The organism is Caballeronia sp. Lep1P3, from assembly GCF_022879595.1.
In the GTDB taxonomy this organism is placed as follows: domain Bacteria; phylum Pseudomonadota; class Gammaproteobacteria; order Burkholderiales; family Burkholderiaceae; genus Caballeronia.
The window spans coordinates 202,702-219,018 of the sequence record NZ_CP084267.1; the positions used below are offsets into that span (position 1 = coordinate 202,702).

General features: G+C 64.2%; 13 protein-coding genes. 5 read left to right on the plus strand and 8 right to left on the minus strand.

What is annotated here, in order from left to right; translation table 11 throughout:
- Window positions 1-138 precede the first annotated feature (138 nt).
- From LDZ27_RS21495 to LDZ27_RS21505, 3 genes are all read right to left on the minus strand, one after another.
- Entirely contained in the window at window positions 139-1,107 is a 969-nt protein-coding gene (locus tag LDZ27_RS21495; RefSeq protein ID WP_244817815.1) for a ParB/RepB/Spo0J family partition protein, read from the minus strand.
- The gene (locus LDZ27_RS21500) at window positions 1,108-2,286 is read right to left on the minus strand and encodes a ParA family protein (RefSeq protein WP_244817816.1); all 1,179 of its coding nucleotides are present in this window, start codon (window positions 2,284-2,286) and stop codon (window positions 1,108-1,110) included.
- 171 nt (window positions 2,287-2,457) lie between these two features.
- Window positions 2,458-4,287, minus strand: coding sequence for a phage integrase family protein (locus LDZ27_RS21505; RefSeq protein WP_244817817.1), 1,830 nt, complete (start codon window positions 4,285-4,287; stop codon window positions 2,458-2,460).
- A 294-nt stretch (window positions 4,288-4,581) separates the two neighbouring features.
- Between LDZ27_RS21505 and LDZ27_RS21510 the strand changes: the two genes are divergently transcribed.
- The 5 genes from LDZ27_RS21510 (at window position 4,582) to LDZ27_RS21530 (ending at window position 11,466) form a co-directional block, all read left to right on the plus strand.
- Entirely contained in the window at window positions 4,582-5,922 is a 1,341-nt protein-coding gene (locus tag LDZ27_RS21510) for an Nramp family divalent metal transporter (protein ID WP_244817818.1), read from the plus strand.
- A gap of 43 nt (window positions 5,923-5,965) precedes the next feature.
- Complete coding sequence (locus tag LDZ27_RS21515; RefSeq protein WP_244817819.1) at window positions 5,966-8,308, plus strand: cytochrome P450/oxidoreductase; 2,343 nt, start codon at window positions 5,966-5,968, stop codon at window positions 8,306-8,308.
- 754 nt (window positions 8,309-9,062) lie between these two features.
- Window positions 9,063-10,244: an acetyl-CoA C-acetyltransferase gene (locus tag LDZ27_RS21520; RefSeq protein ID WP_244817820.1), complete on the plus strand. Its 1,182-nt coding sequence runs from the start codon at window positions 9,063-9,065 to the stop codon at window positions 10,242-10,244.
- Between the two features lie 114 nt (window positions 10,245-10,358).
- The gene (gene phbB, locus LDZ27_RS21525; RefSeq protein ID WP_244817821.1) at window positions 10,359-11,102 is read left to right on the plus strand and encodes an acetoacetyl-CoA reductase; all 744 of its coding nucleotides are present in this window, start codon (window positions 10,359-10,361) and stop codon (window positions 11,100-11,102) included.
- An 85-nt stretch (window positions 11,103-11,187) separates the two neighbouring features.
- Window positions 11,188-11,466 carry a hypothetical protein gene (locus tag LDZ27_RS21530; protein ID WP_244817822.1) on the plus strand — a complete coding sequence of 93 codons (279 nt, stop codon included), beginning with the start codon at window positions 11,188-11,190 and terminating at the stop codon, window positions 11,464-11,466.
- Window positions 11,467-11,744: 278 nt separating this feature from the next.
- Here LDZ27_RS21530 and LDZ27_RS21535 read toward each other — a convergent pair whose 3' ends face one another.
- From LDZ27_RS21535 to LDZ27_RS21555, 5 genes are read right to left on the minus strand one after another with little or no spacing between them, the layout of a single operon-like run.
- Window positions 11,745-12,371, minus strand: coding sequence for an isochorismatase family protein (locus LDZ27_RS21535; RefSeq protein ID WP_244817823.1), 627 nt, complete (start codon window positions 12,369-12,371; stop codon window positions 11,745-11,747).
- The gene (locus LDZ27_RS21540) at window positions 12,368-13,408 is read right to left on the minus strand and encodes a 2,5-dihydroxypyridine 5,6-dioxygenase (RefSeq protein ID WP_244817824.1); all 1,041 of its coding nucleotides are present in this window, start codon (window positions 13,406-13,408) and stop codon (window positions 12,368-12,370) included. The genes LDZ27_RS21535 and LDZ27_RS21540 overlap by 4 nt, the downstream gene beginning before the upstream one ends.
- An 11-nt stretch (window positions 13,409-13,419) precedes the next feature.
- The gene (locus LDZ27_RS21545) at window positions 13,420-14,262 is read right to left on the minus strand and encodes an alpha/beta fold hydrolase (protein WP_244817825.1); all 843 of its coding nucleotides are present in this window, start codon (window positions 14,260-14,262) and stop codon (window positions 13,420-13,422) included.
- Window positions 14,263-14,274: 12 nt separating this feature from the next.
- Window positions 14,275-15,030, minus strand: coding sequence for an Asp/Glu racemase (locus LDZ27_RS21550; RefSeq protein WP_304657619.1), 756 nt, complete (start codon window positions 15,028-15,030; stop codon window positions 14,275-14,277).
- 29 nt (window positions 15,031-15,059) lie between these two features.
- Window positions 15,060-16,286, minus strand: a complete 1,227-nt coding sequence (locus tag LDZ27_RS21555; RefSeq protein ID WP_244817826.1) for an FAD-dependent monooxygenase — start codon at window positions 16,284-16,286, stop codon at window positions 15,060-15,062.
- Window positions 16,287-16,317 lie beyond the last annotated feature (31 nt).

The following is a 16,317-nucleotide window of genomic DNA, read 5'->3' on the forward strand; positions in this document are numbered from 1 at the left end:
ACAGCCTGTCTTTACATATCGACCTCGTCGATGTCGTTCCCAAGTGTTTGATTTATAAGCCGTTTCTAGTAGGTTCAGTAACGGCAGTCATCTGCCATCGCTAAGTCCTTGTTTTGCAAGGAAAACCTACTAGAGTCGCTATTCATTCTCTGTTTCGCTAATCGACTTGCTGATGAAGTCGGCTATGCGCTGACTCCAGGTGTCCGCGTCGCCAGCATCCTTGTCGAAAAATCGGACGCCAACCACGCCGTTCCGAGCCGTCACTTCGCAGACCTTTCGGCGCCCTGATCTGACCACCGTCGCGCTCGGCGCCGTAGTCTTGGGCTTCTCCGAAGCCATGGCGACCGCTTTGTCCTGCGTGAAGCTTTCGTCGTCGATCAGGCGGCGGACCGCTTCCACTACTTTTTCGCCCTTCCCTGCCTCGGCGAGCGCCGCCAGCTTCTGCGCGGCATTGCTGCCTAGTCGCTCTGGCCTTTGTGCCAGCGCCTCCTTTGCAGCGTCCGGCAGTGCGTCGAACGAGAAGATTCTCGACACGTGGCTTTTGCTGAGTCCGGCGCTCTCCGAAATCTCGGTGCGGGACAAGCCGCTCAATTCCTGAAGGCGCTTGAAGTTCCAATACTTCTCGAAGTCGGTAAGAGACGGCGAAAGCAGGTTGGAAAAGAACGCTGCGAACTCGATCTCCCCTTCTTCTATCGAGGCGACGTTCGCGCGAATCGTGCTGCGGCCCAGTTCGCGATACGCCGCCACACGGTTGTGCCCGGCGACGATCTCGTATCGATCGCCAGCAAGAGCCCGCACAAGGATCGGGGTTGCGAGCGCGTGCTGAGCGAGATTGCTCTTCAGTTCCTGAAACTGTTCGCTGGTCAGCTTCCGTCGCCTGCCGTGGACCTCCACAAGCGCGTCGAGCGGCACTTCGAGTGCCGCCCTTTCTTCCAGTTGAGCTTCAAGTTCCTTGATTCGAGCCTGCGCCGTATTGATCCGATGCTGCGCGTCCATCAACCTTCCGGGTGATGTCCGCGGCTCCGTGTTCGTTGGCCGCGGCGAACCATCGCCCGGTTTGTTGCCGACGTTCGCGGTCTTCGCGAGCAGTCTGTCGCCGATGCCCATTTATGCCTCCGTCTGATTCCACGCGCGGACGAATTGCGCGTCGAGATGTTCCGCGAGCCGGTCAAGCGGCTCTTTGAATCGGTTATACGCAGCCGTGCTTCCGTCGGGTTTCGACAAGTCGTAGACCGTAGAGAGCTGGGCGGACGCACCCTTCGGCACTGTGGACTCCGGGATCTCGAACGGAAGCACGCGATCGCCGTAAGCCTTTTGCAACCATCCGCGCACGACGCGGGACACGTCGTCCGACTTGGCCTTCGTCAGGATCACGTTGACGAAATCGAATCGCTTTTGCTCCAGCACGCCAGGCAGCTTCTTCGCGATGTCCGCGAACAGATGCCAGAACTGCGTCGAGCTGGCGAAATCCAGCGCTTCGGGCGGGCAGGGCAGCAGAATGGCGTCCGACGCCAGCAGCGCGTTGATGGTCAGATAACTCAACGCGGGCGGCGTATCGATGACGACGGCGTCGTACTCGTCCGTCAACGGCATCAACCCCTTGCGCAGAATTTCCCAGAACTCGAAGGTGCTATCGTTCAGCACCTTCGCGGGGATCTCGAACTCCGCGTCGAACAGAGAGGACGACGCCGGGATGAGGTCGAGGTTGTGCCAGTAAGTCTCCTGCACGGCATAGTGCAGGGAAGGCTGGTCGCCGTAAATGAGCGGAAGGAGTGTCTGATCGTCGGAAATCTCGGCGTCCGGCGCCCAGCCGCAAAGCTGCGTGGTCGTGCCTTGCGGATCACAATCGATCACCAGCACGCGGCGCCCGAGAAGCGTCAGCGCCTGCGCAGCGGATACGGCCGTCGTCGTCTTCGCGACGCCGCCCTTGAAGTTGGCCACCGTGACGATGCGCCCACGCTTGCCGTCCGGCCGGCGCGCGCGTTCCTTCGTGGAACGGATCCACGTAAGGGTTTCCTCGAGCGTGAATTCCTTGCTGCGCCCGGCGCCCTTGGAAGTCCCGGCGGGCAGTTCGCCTTTGGTCGTCAGATACTGGAAGCGCTGCTTGTCGAGCCCGCACAGCGACGCGACCTGAGCGCTCGTGAACGTCGGCGCGCTCTTGCGGGGATACGGCTCCAGCATCGCATCGCGGATCTGATTGAGAATGTCAGTGGCTTGGGCGGCCACCCCCAAGAGCGTTTCGATCGAAACGGTCTGATCGACTTCGGGAAGCCGAGCGCTTAACATCGAGTTCGCAGTCACTGGCGGGCCTGGGTAAGCAAATAATTCTTCGGTTTGTGGAAAACATACTGCAAACCGAAGAATAAACGGCCAACCGGTAAACCTCAAGTAAACTCTGAAGTCTTTCTAACGCGGACGAAGGCGTTTACGCAACGTCGCGGCGGGTGTTCCGCCGGTTTAGGCCGATTCCGATCCCTTCTCAGTTGCCAACGCGCGTCGGATCAACTGCTCCACGCCGAGTAAACTCGGCGGATCATAGCGCTTCAGGTACAGCGCGGTGGTCGACAGATCGGCGTGACCCAGGCCTTTGCCCACTTGCGCGATGGGCGCGCCGTGCGCCAGCGCGTGCGCCGAGTGCGTGTGCCGCAACCAATGGGTGCTCGCGCGCGCAAGACTGCGGCCGGACCCCGGATTTTTTGCCTCGGAAAGAGCCGCTGCCTGCGCGAACACGTCCTTGAAAAGCCGGCCGATGCCATCGGGCGTGATCGCGTGTCCGCCTCGAGCCTGCGCCAGAATCGGGGTGCCGACAGGGCAGGCGAGGGCGTCGGGGAAACTGCGCATTGCGAGATTCTCCTGCAACGCTTCGACGACGGCGGGCGGCAACAGCACCGTGCGCGCCTGTCCACCGGTTCTCGCCGGACCAACGCTTAGCCGCCAGACCGGATCGCCGACGCCCGCTAGTCGCCCGACCGACAGCGCGTCCGTCGTTGCGGCGGCCAGTTCCGCCCGGCGCAAACCAGTGGCATAAGCCAGCAACAGTGCCAGGCGGTCGCGATGTTCGGCAAACGTGTAATTCGGGCGCGTTACCGATTCGAAGACGCATCGCCACTGCTCGAAGTCGAGCGTGCGCGCTGGAGCGTCGAAAATCGGCGGCGTCGCGGGGCGCTCGAGCGTCGAAAACGGGTTCGTCGCCAGGTAGTCGCTCGCGACGAACCACTCGCACATCGCGTTCAGAATGGCCCGCGCGGACTCCCGGCTGCGATCCGATAGCGGTCCGGCGAACGGTCGCCACGTCGCGACGCACCGTTCGACGCGGCCCTTGGCCACCCACCGGGCCGCCGGCCGGGGATCGGCGAGAAAGACGTTGACGTACTCGGTGCAATCGGCGGGATCGAGCGAGGAAAGCGGCTTTTGTCTTTCGACGAGCGCCCAAAGCAGCAGCCGCTCGGCCTCCCGCCGATAAGCGCGCCGGGTGTGATCGCTCGCGGAGCGCGCGTCGAGCCAGGCCGCAATCGCACGAATGTCGGTGTCGAAGCGGCACGCCGAGCCGGGCGGGGCGCGATTCGTTCCTTTCGACCCATCCAGCGCCGACGGCACCCGCAGCGATTCCAGCGGCGCGACGGCGAGCGTACCTCCATCGATCATTTTTCGCGACGCCTCGCCTTTCCATTGCCGACGCGGGACGAGCGCGGCCGGCGAGACCGTGTGCTGGAGCGCGCTCGCGTGCAGTTGCAGCCAGTCGACGATCCGCTGCGCGCCCTTCGGACCGAGTCGCGGCACGGCCGTGTACCAGCGATGACGCCGTCGCTCGACCAACGCGATCAGATCGCCAATCGTGCCGATTCCCGCTGCCGCCAGCCGCGCGCTGACGGCCGGCTCGAACCATCCGTCGACCGGATGCTGCGGCCTCGGATCCTGAACGAGGCTCGCTTCCATGCGAGCAAGCGCGTCCGCCTGACGCCGCCGCAACCGGATGTTGCGCGCGGTGCGCCGGTCCAGCGGCGCCGATGCGATCGCGGCAAACGCCTCCTGATAGAGCGCAAGCAGTTCGGATTCGCCGTACACGCTCTCCGGATCGACGCGTTCGCGGAATTCCTCGAGCGTAGGCACCGGCGTTACCGGACTCGCCGCGTCCGACGGAATGCTGCCGGGACGCAGCCGAAGCAGATGCGCCGCATCGATGTCCTGCGCCCGGCGCGCCATGACCGAAAGCGTGTCGCGCAGCGCGGCGATCAGTCGGCGCGTGCTGCGGACATCGGCGCCGGAATCGCCGTAGGACGCGTGCAACTGCGCTTCCGAGATGCCGTCAAGGTAGCCGCGGTAAAGCGCAAAGTGTTGTCGCGTAAGCCGGCGAGGTGTCGCGTCGGCTGGCGAACCCATTTGAGCGAAGGAAGTTTCGTCTTTGTTTTCAAGCATTTGCGGCGAGGTTATCAACCAGCGTCGAATTTAACAAGTTAAATCGCTACATCTGATAAGTACCTTTATCAGCGCAACGCACGAACAACCCCGCGCGCTTGAATCTTCACAGCGCCGGCGCATATTCGAGCAACCCTGTCCGCACCTCGCTGGAGACATGTGCCGATGCGCGATTCCCGACGCCCCGCGTACAAACGGCCAGCGCAGGACGAGCATCGCCCGAGTCTGCCGGAAGTCTACGCGTCGGTGCGGGTGCCGGTCGGCGCGGGATGGCTTCGGCGCTTTCTCGCGTTCGCCGGTCCCGGCTACATGATTTCGGTCGGGTACATGGACCCGGGCAACTGGGCGACCGACATCGCGGGCGGATCGCGGTTCGGCTATTCGTTGCTCGCCGTCATCCTTCTTTCGAATCTGATGGCGATTTTGCTGCAGGCGCTCGCGGTGCGCCTCGGCGTCGCGACCGGCCGCGACCTCGCCCAAGCATGCCGCGATCACTACTCGAAGCCGGTCAACATCGCGCTGTGGCTCGCGTGCGAAACGGCGATCATCGCCTGCGACCTCGCCGAAGTCATCGGCACGGCGATCGCGCTGCAATTACTGTTCGGCATTCCGATGATCGCCGGCGCGCTCATCACCGCGCTCGATGCGTTTCTGCTGCTGCTTCTCGTCAACAAGGGCTTCCGGTTCCTCGAAGCCTTCGTGATCGCGCTTCTCATCGTGATCGCGACGTGCTTCGCCCTGCAGATCGCCGCCGCCGCGCCGCCCATCGCAAATGTGCTGCGCGGCTTCGTGCCATCGCCGAGAATCGCCGCCGACCGCGAGATGCTTTACGTGGCGATCGGCATCCTCGGCGCTACCGTGATGCCGCACAACCTCTACCTGCACTCGTCCGTGGTCCAGACCCGCGCATACGGACAGTCGACCGAAGCGCGGCGCGACGCGATCCGCTGGGCCACCATCGACAGCACGCTCGCGCTGACGCTCGCGCTCTTCGTCAATGCCGCGATCCTGATCGTCGCGGCGGCTGTCTTTCACGCGAGCGGCCACGACGACGTCGCGGAGATCGGCGACGCGTTCCGGCTTTTGTCGCCGCTGCTCGGTCTCGGGATCGCGTCGACGCTCTTCGCGGTGGCGCTGCTCGCGTCGGGCCTGAACTCGACCGTGACCGCGACACTCGCCGGCCAGATCGTGATGGAAGGCTTTCTCCGGCTGCGCCTGCCGAACTGGGCGCGGCGCCTCGTCACGCGCGGCATCGCCGTCGTGCCGGTCGTGGCGGTGGCCGCCGTCTACGGCGAAAAGGGCACAGCGCAATTGCTGGTGCTCAGTCAGGTGATCCTTTCGATGCAACTCCCGTTCGCCGTCGTCCCGCTCGTGCGATTCGTTTCCGACCGCCGGAAAATGGGCGTCTTCGCGATCGGCCGATGGCTCGCCGTGCTCGCGTGGTTCGTGGCGGGCGCGATCGTCGTATTGAACGTGAAGCTGCTTGCCGATACCCTTCTTCCGTGAGGCTTCGACGAAAGCCCGATACGAATAAACCGGAGACGCATTTATGACCTACGTGGCCGACGACGACCGCGCGCCCCGCTGTCCCTTTCATGCCGACGCGCCGGCCGCGACGCTCGCGCCCAACGGCTGTCCGGTGAGCGCGAGCGCCGCCGAGTTCGACCCTTTCGGGGACGGCTATCAGCAAGACCCGCCCGAATACGTGCGCTGGGCGCGCGAGCAGGAACCGGTGTTCTACAGTCCGAAGCTCGGCTACTGGGTCGTCACCCGTTACGACGACATCAAGGCGATCTTTCGCGACAACCTCACGTTCAGCCCGTCGATCGCGCTGGAAAAGATCACGCCGACCGGCCCGGAAGCGAACGCGGTGCTCGCGTCCTACGGCTTCGCGCTGAACCGCACGCTCGTCAACGAAGACGAGCCCGCGCACATGCCGCGCCGCCGCGCGCTGATGGACCCGTTCACGCCCGAGGCGCTTGCGCATCACGAACCGATGGTGCGCGCGCTCACGCGCGAGTACGTCGATCGTTTTATCGACGATGGCCGCGCCGATCTCGTCGACCAGATGTTATGGGAAGTGCCGCTCACCGTCGCGCTGCATTTTCTCGGCGTGCCGGAGGAAGACATGGACACGCTGCGCGAATACTCGATCGCGCATACCGTGAACACCTGGGGCCGGCCGAAGCCCGAGGAACAGGTCGCGGTCGCGCACGCGGTCGGCAAGTTCTGGCAGTACGCGGGCAAGGTGCTGCAGAAGATGCGCGAAGACCCGTCCGGCCCCGGCTGGATGCAGTACGGCATCCGCAAGCAGAAGGAACTGCCGGACGTCGTGACGGATTCGTATCTCCATTCGATGATGATGGCGGGCATCGTCGCCGCGCATGAGACCACGGCGAACGCGTCGGCCAACGCGATCAAGCTGCTGCTGCAACACCCGGATGCCTGGCGCGACATCTGCGAGGACCCGAGCCTCATCCCGAACGCGGTCGAGGAGTGCCTGCGGCATAACGGATCGGTCGCGGCGTGGCGGCGTCTCGCGACGAAAGACGTGACCATCGGCGGCATCGACATTCCCGCCGGCTCGAAGCTGCTGATCGTGACGTCGTCGGCGAACCACGATCAGCACCGCTTCGCCGACGCCGACTTCTTCGACATTCGCCGCGAGAACGCGAGCGATCAACTGACCTTCGGCTACGGCGCGCATCAGTGCATGGGCAAGAATCTCGCGCGCATGGAGATGCAGATTTTTCTCGACGAACTCACGCGCCGGCTGCCGCACATGCGTCTTTCCGATCAGCGCTTCACCTATGTGCCGAACACGTCGTTTCGCGGGCCGGAGCATCTTTATGTGCAATGGGACCCGGCGATGAACCCGGAACGCGCCGATCCCTCCGTGCGCGCGCCACGCGCGACGGTGCGTCTCGGCGAGCCGTCGTCGCATGCGGTGAGCCGCGCAGTGATCGTCGATTCGGTGTCCGCGTGCGCGGATCGCATCGTGCGCGTGCGACTCGTCGCAGCCGACGGACGCGCGCTGCCGCGCTGGACGCCTGGCTCGCATATCGACGTGATCTGCGGCGATAGCGGACTGTCGCGCCAGTATTCCCTCTGCGGCGACCCGGCGGACCGCGCCGCGTTCGAGATCGCCGTCTTGCGCGAGACCGCAAGCCGAGGCGGTTCGGCATGGGTCCACGACAACGTGCGGCCCGGCGCGCACTGGCGCATCCGCGGCCCGCGCAACCACTTCCGGCTCGACGAAACCGCGCGCAAGCTGATTCTGATCGCGGGCGGCATCGGCATCACGCCGATCAGCGCGATGGCGCGCCGTGCGCGGGAGCGCGCGATCGACTACGAAGTGCATTACAGCGGGCGGACGCGCGCATCGATGGCGCTGCTCGATGAAATGCGCGCCCTGCACGGCGAGCGCCTGCGTGTGTACGTGTCGGAGGAGGGCGCGCGCAACGACTTCGCCGCGCTCACCGTCGCTGAAGGCACGCAGGTCTACGCGTGCGGACCGGCGCGCATGCTCGATGCGCTCACGGCGGCCAGCGCCGCCTGGCCCGACGACGCGTTGAAGATCGAGCACTTCGAATCGACGCTCGGCTCGCTCGATCCCGACAAGGAACATCCCTTCGAGGTCGAACTGAAGGATTCGGGACTGACGCTGACCGTCGGCGCCGATCAGACGCTCCTTGCCGCGCTGCGCCGCGCGAACGTCGATATCCAGAGCGATTGCGAAGAGGGATTATGCGGCTCGTGCGAAGTTAGGGTTCTCGACGGCGAGATCGATCATCGCGATCTCGTATTGACGAGGGGCGAGCGGCAGTCGAATCAGCGAATGATGGCGTGCTGCTCTCGCGCGAAAGGTATCAAACTGGTACTGGCGATTTGAATACCCATTTCCATCGAAGCACGAATAACCGGGAACAGTCATTCGGGTGTCATTAGCGCGTGGCAATAACCCGAATGTCTGTCATGGACAGCGCGTCTTCTACTAAGCGGCTAACGAACAACGCGCGATATGCGACGCGGGTTTCATTCGGCGCGCGCGTCGGCAACAGCGCATTCATCAGACGCGCGGCGCAACTTTCGCTGCCTAAAAGCCATATTATTGAACGTCCGTTCGTCATTCGAACGAACGTTTCGCATGTTTGTTATGGGACTTTTTACCTGACCTAGGGTAATCACCTAGAAATATGCAAATTTCTGTCGATGTTTTGCGTTTAGAATGTTTGCAATTGGTGCAACGCACAAGCTTTGCGCCCAGTTAAAACTTCCCCCGGCATGCCGAAATAGCGCGCGCAAAAGCGTGCGAGGAAACTGCGCACGCGCGATTTCCATGAGCGCATGCCGATGAGAGAAGGCCGTTGCAGTACCTGAGAGATTTAATTAGAGGCCTATTTATAGGGCCGTGTAATACGCGTTGAATCGGCGCATTGCTTTCTGGGCGAATCGGCTGAAACGCCAATATCCGCCAATGGTTCGAATCGCCAGTCGACGGGCTTTTCCGAACGCCGCGCGTTACCGCGCGGAAGGACCGCCGATGGATGCACCCTGTGTCGCGGCACCGCTGCGGTGTCTGTTTCCGCTTCAAATTTCCGTCTGCCGGAAATGCAACGAGTTCTGCTGTTCAACGAGGATGAAAGATGACTGACGTAGTGATCGTATCGGCCGCGCGTACAGCGGTCGGCAAGTTCGGCGGTTCGCTCGCGAACATCGCGGCGCCGGAACTGGGCGCGACGGTGATTCGCGCGGTGCTCGAGCGCGCGGGCGTGAAGCCCGAGCAGGTGAGCGAGGTCATCCTGGGACAGGTGCTGACGGCGGGCTCGGGCCAGAACCCGGCGCGTCAGTCGGTCATCAAGGCTGGTTTGCCCGACATGGTGCCGGGCATGACCATCAACAAGGTTTGCGGTTCGGGCCTCAAGGCGGTGATGCTTGCCGCGAACGCGATCATCGCGGGCGATTCGGAGATCGTCGTCGCGGGCGGTCAGGAGAACATGAGCGCGGCGCCGCATGTGCTGCCCGGCTCGCGCGACGGCTTCCGCATGGGCGATGCAAAACTGATCGACTCGATGATCGTCGATGGCCTGTGGGACGTCTATAACAACTACCACATGGGCACGACGGCGGAAAACGTCGCGAAGGAATTCGGCATCACGCGCGAAGCACAGGACGCGTTCGCGGCGCTGTCGCAGAACAAGGCCGAGCGCGCGCAGAAGGAGGGGCGTTTCAGCGACGAGATCGTGCCGGTCGCGATTCCCCAGCGCAAGGGCGAGCCGCTGCAATTCGCCACCGACGAATTCGTGCGCCACGGCGTCACCGCCGAAGCGCTCTCGGGCCTGAAGCCCGCGTTCTCGAAGGAAGGCACGGTGACGGCGGCCAACGCGTCGGGCATCAACGATGGCGCGGCGGCGGTCGTCGTGATGTCGGCGAAGAAGGCCGAAGCGCTCGGGCTCACGCCGCTCGCGCGCATCAAGGCGTATGCGAGCGCGGGCGTCGATCCGAAGATCATGGGCATGGGGCCGGTGCCGGCATCGAAGCGCTGTCTGGAACGCGCGGGCTGGAGCGTGAACGATCTCGATCTGATGGAGATCAACGAGGCGTTCGCTGCGCAGGCGCTCGCCGTGCACAAGCAGATGGGCTGGGATCAAGAGAAGATCAACGTGAACGGCGGGGCGATCGCGATCGGTCATCCGATCGGCGCATCGGGCTGCCGCATCCTCGTCACGCTGCTGCACGAGATGCAAAAGCGCGATGCGAAGAAGGGCCTCGCGTCGCTGTGCATCGGCGGCGGCATGGGCGTCGCGCTGGCGCTCGAGCGTCCGTAAGGGCGGCGGGCAAGCACGCGCACGAACCGCAGAACGCCGGCATCGCACATACAACCATTCGAAGCGCGATGCCGGACGCATTCCGACTATTACGAACCTGAGAGGATATTTGGCATGACTAAGCGAATCGCAGTGGTAACGGGCGGCATGGGCGGCCTCGGAGAATCCATCGCCATGAAGCTGAACGACGCCGGCTATGCCGTGGTCGTCACGCATTCGCCCGGCAACACCATCGTGTCGGAGTGGCTCGCGAGCATGGACCGCCAGGGGTATAACTTTCGCGCGTACCCGGTCGATGTCGCGGATTACGACGCGAGCCAGCACTGCATCGCGAAGATTCAGCGCGAAGTCGGACCGATCGACATTCTCGTGAACAACGCGGGCATCACGCAGGACACGACCTTCAAGAAGATGACGAAGGTGAACTGGGATGCCGTGCTGCGCACCAATCTCGACTCCGTCTTCAACATGACGAAGCCGGTGTGCGAAGAGATGGTCGCGCGCGGCTGGGGCCGCATCGTCAATATTTCGTCGGTGAATGGATCGAAAGGGCAGATCGGTCAGACCAACTATGCGGCGGCGAAAGCGGGCATGCACGGCTTCACGAAGTCGCTCGCGCTGGAAGTCGCGCGCAAGGGCGTGACCGTGAACACCATTTCGCCGGGCTACCTCGCGACCAAGATGGTGACCGCGATCCCGCAGGACATCCTCGATTCGAAGATCCTGCCGCAGATTCCCGCGGGCCGGCTCGGCAAGCCGGAAGAAGTGGCCGCGCTCGTCGCGTTCCTGTGCTCGGACGATGCGGGCTTCGTGACCGGTTCGAATATCGCGATCAACGGCGGTCAGCACATGCATTGACGCGGGGGCGCATTCGCCGCGCATTGCCCCGCATCACGAAGCATTTACGCCGTAGCCGCGCGAAGCATGTGCTTCGCGCGTGCCGTTGTCACTTCTCGAACCAGGCTCGCCGACGGTGCGCGTGGCGCACATCGGCACGACTTCAATGGATGAAATCTGCCCGGGCGCACGCCCTTATCACGTCAATCATCTCGACGCGGCCATCGCGCATCTCGAACAGGTGTTGAACCTGGACGGCGCGAATTCGCTGTTTTCCAAGACCTACTGGCGCTCGCGCGTGGAGCATGCGTTATCGACGCCGGGACTCGCACCGTCGCAACACACGCGGCTGCAACGACTGCTGGATCGTATCGAAGCAGCGTGAGCGAGCAACGAAGTGAGTGCGTCGCGCATGCGCCTTCTTTCCAACAGACGATCCGAAGCGTGTGAACGACTCACTCGCGCTCGGCGCATGCGGCACCGCGAGCGATCTCGCCGCCACGTCCCGGCCGATGTCTATGTCGTGACCGGCAAGGCAACGGGCACCGGCATGTCCTGCGTGACGGCGCGAAATCGCGCGATGGACGGCGCCGAAGACCACTGCAGACGACGCGCCACCGTAACATTCACCCGCGTCCCGCCGGAAACCAGCGCCGCAAGCGGCTAGCCGCGAACGCGCGCGAGCAGTTCGTCCGAGCGCATCACGGCCGCGTACTTCTGCGCCATGTCGAAGAGATTCGCATCGTGCGGGGCCAGTGCGCGGTCGCCCACGCAATCGGACAACACGACCGGACGAAAGCCGTACTGCATCGCATCGACGACGCTCGCGCGCACGCATCCGCTCGTGACCGCGCCGGCGACGACGAGCGTCCGCACGCCATGCATCGAAAGCCACGGCGCGAGCGACGTGCCGAAGAACGCCGACGGAACGTTCTTGCGCACGACGAGTTCGCCCTTCTCAGGCGTGAGTTGCGGCACGATTGCGCTCGCGTTCGCGTGCTCCTTCAGCGTCAGCATGCCCGGCACCTTGAGCGAAAAGACGTTCGCATCCGAATCGTCGTCCGCGTAGACGATGCGGCTATGCGCGACCGGCCAGCGCATCTCGCGCGCCGCGTGAAGCAGCGGCACGGTGCGCGCAATCGCCTCGGCGATGTTGCCGCCGCCGAAGATCGCGGGGTCGGCAAAGCCATTGACGAAATCGACGATCAGGAGACCGGTCTTTCCCTCGATGTCGAATGCGTGTCCGAAGCCCTGACGCGCGTAAGTGGCTTCCTTCGTTTCGTGATTCATGACGTCGCCTCGATGGTCTTGCCGTCGCGCACCACGTCCACGCCGTCGAGCGACACGGTGCAGCGGCGCAATGGAATGTCGATATGGCATGCGGTGGTGCGCTTGCCGCCGCCTTCGTTGTTGGGTCCGAGCGAGAACAGGAAGTTGCCGTCGAATGCGCGCGCGTCCATGCCGAGCGTCGCTTCGCGGTCGTACAGACCGAGCGTGGACCAGTGCGCGCGCTTTTGCAGACCCCAGCCGATATGCGAGATCGCGAAGGCTTCCGGGTCGTCGAATGTTTGCATGTACTCGCGCAGCAGGTCGGCGTCGACGCCGCCTTCGATCGACGTCGCATAGCCGCCTTCGACGGTCAGCACGATCGGCTCCGTGCAGTAGCTCTTCTGCGGCAGCAGAATGTCGCCGCGATCGATCACGATGCGGCCATTCGCGCCGCCTTCGTTCGGAAATGTGAGCGCGAAGCCGCTTGGCCAGTGGTCCCAGCGGCCCGGTTCATCGACGAAACCGTATTCCGCAATCGCCGGAAACTCGCCGAGCGGACAGCGCAAATCCGTACCCGCCTTCGACGTGACGCGCATCTCGCGAGCGTTCTCGATGCGCTTTGCCGCTGCGAGCACGCGCGCGCGATCGCCCGGCGTGGGCGTCATTCGCACGAGCACTTCGGGCGGCTCGACGGCGAGCAGGATCTTCGTGCCGGACCCGAGGATGTCGTGCTGCTCGGGCGAAAAGAGCAGCGTCATCAGATCCAGCACGAGGTCGCTTGCCTTGAGCGCCGCGATGGCCGCGCGGTTGCCGGTGAGCGGCGTTTCCCCGAGATAGGCGAGCGCGTCGCGGCTCAACGCCTTTTCGCCGTTGACAGGCGGCAGGTCGAGCCGGTTGACGACCGCGCCCATCGACTGCGCGGCGATCAACGCGCACGCGAGCGTCTGCGGATGCGTAGCCGCGCCGGTGAGAATCGTGACGGTCTGGCCCGGTTCGAGCCGCGAAAGCGTGAGCACGCGCTTCCACGCTTCGACGAGTTGATAGTCGCTGATTGGCATGTGTGTGCGCCTCAGATGAGCGTCGCGCCGAAGAACGACCCGAACGCGCGATAGAAGCCTTCTTCGTCGTCCCACGGAATCATGTGGCCGGCGTCCGCAACCTTGACCACTTCGAGTTGCGGCATGAGACCGCGAATCTCTTCGATGTCCTCGCCGCGGATCACGTCGCCGCGGCCCGCGACCATCAGCAGCGCGTCCTGCTTCACATGCGGCATGTCGGCGTGAACGTCGTCCGTATGAAAGCCGTCGAAGCTCGTGCGGATCGCGCGTTCGTCGCACGTATGCAGCCATTCCGCACGCAAGCGCAGTTGTTCCTCGGTCCACGTCGGGCAGAAGCGGCGCATTGCGTCGATGTCCATGCCTTCGCGAGCAAGCGCGATCGAATCGACATACCACGGAAGCTGCGACGGATACGCGCGGCGTCCCGGCCCCGACACGGGCGGATCGACGAGCGCGAGCCGCGCGATACGGCTATCGCCGCTCGCTTCGCGACGTGCCGCGCGCAACGCGATGCGCGCGCCCATCGAGTGCCCGAGCACGCTCGCGCGCTTCAATCCGACTGCATCGATGAAAGCGAGCAGATCGTCGGCTTGCGCGTCGAGGCTGTAGTCGAGGTCCGCCGACGCGCTCGACAGCCCGCGTCCGCGCACGTCGAGGACATAGGTATCGAACTGGCGGCCGATGCGGTCCGCGACGAAGCCCCATGTGATCGCCGGACTCGTGATACCGGGCACGATCACGACAGGATCGCGCGCCGCGCGTTCGCCGCTTGCCGCCGAGCCGCCGTATCGCAGATAGTGCTGCCGGATGCCGTTGGCCTGAACGTTCGCGCCATAAAGATAAGTCGATTGCATCGCGTCTCCCGTTCAGTACGCGCCCGACAGCAGCGCGCCCGCGCCCGGCACGACGCGCCTGAGATCGAGCTGGCGCAACATCGCATAGGTCGTGGCGATGGCCGCGGTCACGACCGGCTTGCCCGTCATCGCTTCGACCATCGGCACGACGGCAAGCGACGGCATCTGCACGCACGCGGACAACACGATGGCGTCCGCGTCCTGATACTTGAGCGTCTTCACGATCTCCGGCAGATTGCGCGGATCGTGGCGCGCGACTTCGAGATTGTCGGGAATTTCGAGCGCGCGATAGTCGATCACTTCGAAGCCTTCATGCTGGATGTAATCGACGACGAGTTCGGTGAGCGGCTTCATGTACGGCGCGACGACCACCACGCGCTTCGCCTTCATCACCTTGAGCGCATCGACGAGCGCGCCCGCGCTCGTGACGACGGGCGCGTCCGCGCCGTTCGCGGCGGTATGCGCCTGCAAGCGCTCTTGCGATGCGCGATGGTATCCGCGCCCCATCGCCATGATCGCGACGAGACACGCATAGCCGAGCACGTCGACGCGCGCATCCGAAAGCTCGACGGCGCAGCGGTCGGATTCCGCGTCCATCAGCGCAAGCTCTTCCTTCACGACCTTCTTCATCCGCATGCGGCTCGAATGGAACGTGAAGCGTTCGGGCTCGATGGCCTGACGCGCCATCAACATGGCGGGGATTTCGGTTTCCATCGTCGTGTTCGAACTGGGGACGATCTGGCCGATGCGATAAGTCCTGGCGGGCATGTCAAACCTCGAAAGAGAGAAAGGGCCGGTCATTGCGATGCGGCGAGCGCGTCGCGTTCGACACGCGGCGCGAAGTCGGTTGCGTTGTACGCATAGACCCAGTTCGCCTGGATGCCCGACGCCTGCGGATTCAGATACGACTTGAACTTGTAGATGAGATCGCGCTTTCTTTGCGCGAACGCGCTCGGCAGGTGATACGTGCGGCCGCGTTCGCGCGATTCGAGCTGCACGCGGCTCGTGCGCGGCAGGCGTTCGGCTTCGTAATCGCGAAGCGCGCTCGCGATGTCGCTGCCGTGCGCGCCGAGCGAACGCGCGAGCACGAAGCCGTCTTCGATCGCCATCGCCGCGCCCTGCGAGAGAAACGGCAGCATCGGATGCGCGGCGTCGCCGAGCAGCGTGATGTTGCCGCGCGACCACGTTCGCATCGGATCGCGGTCGAAGAGGCCCCACTTGAAGACGGAATCCGCGCGCTCGAAAAGACGAATGAGATTCGGGTGCCAGCCTTCGAATGTCGCGAGCAGTTCCTCGCGGCTGCTCGCCGCATTCCACGATTCCTCGACCCAGTTCTCGGTTTCCGCGACCGCGACGATGTTCACCGCCTTGCCGCGCCGCACGTAATACGTGACGACGTGCGCGTGCGGCCCGAGCCAGAACGACGAATCCGGGCTCACGAAGTCGGGCATCTCGTCGAACGGGACGACGGCGCGGAAGCACATGTTGCCGGTGAAGCGCGGCGCTTCTTCGCCGAAGAGCTTGCCGCGCACGATGGAACGCACGCCGTCCGCGCCGACGATGACATCCGCTTCGAACGTGCTGCCGTCCTCGAACACGGCCACCGCGCCGTTGTCTTCCTGACGCACGTCGACGCAACTCGTCGAGAGGCGGAACGCGTCGGCCGGAAGCAGCGTCGTCAGAATGCGATGCAAGTCCGCGCGATGGACGTGGTAGAACGGCGCGCCGTAGAGCGCCGGACACACGGCGGCGAGCGGCGTGCGAAAGTTCTCGCGCGCCGTCTCCCAGTTGCGCCCGACGATGGCCTGCGGCACGAACGCGACGTCGCGCAGCGCGTCGCCCAGGCCGAGCGCCTGCAGCACCTTCACCGCGTTGGGCGTCATCTGGATGCCCGCGCCGACGTCGCCGAACGCGCTCGCGCGCTCGAAGAGCCGCACGTCGATGCCTTGCTGCGCGAGCGCGCCCGTCAGGGCGACGCCACCGATTCCGCCGCCGATCACGCCGACGCGAAGTGTTCTGCTCATGATCTCGTCCTTCTGAAAAGTGCTGCCGTGT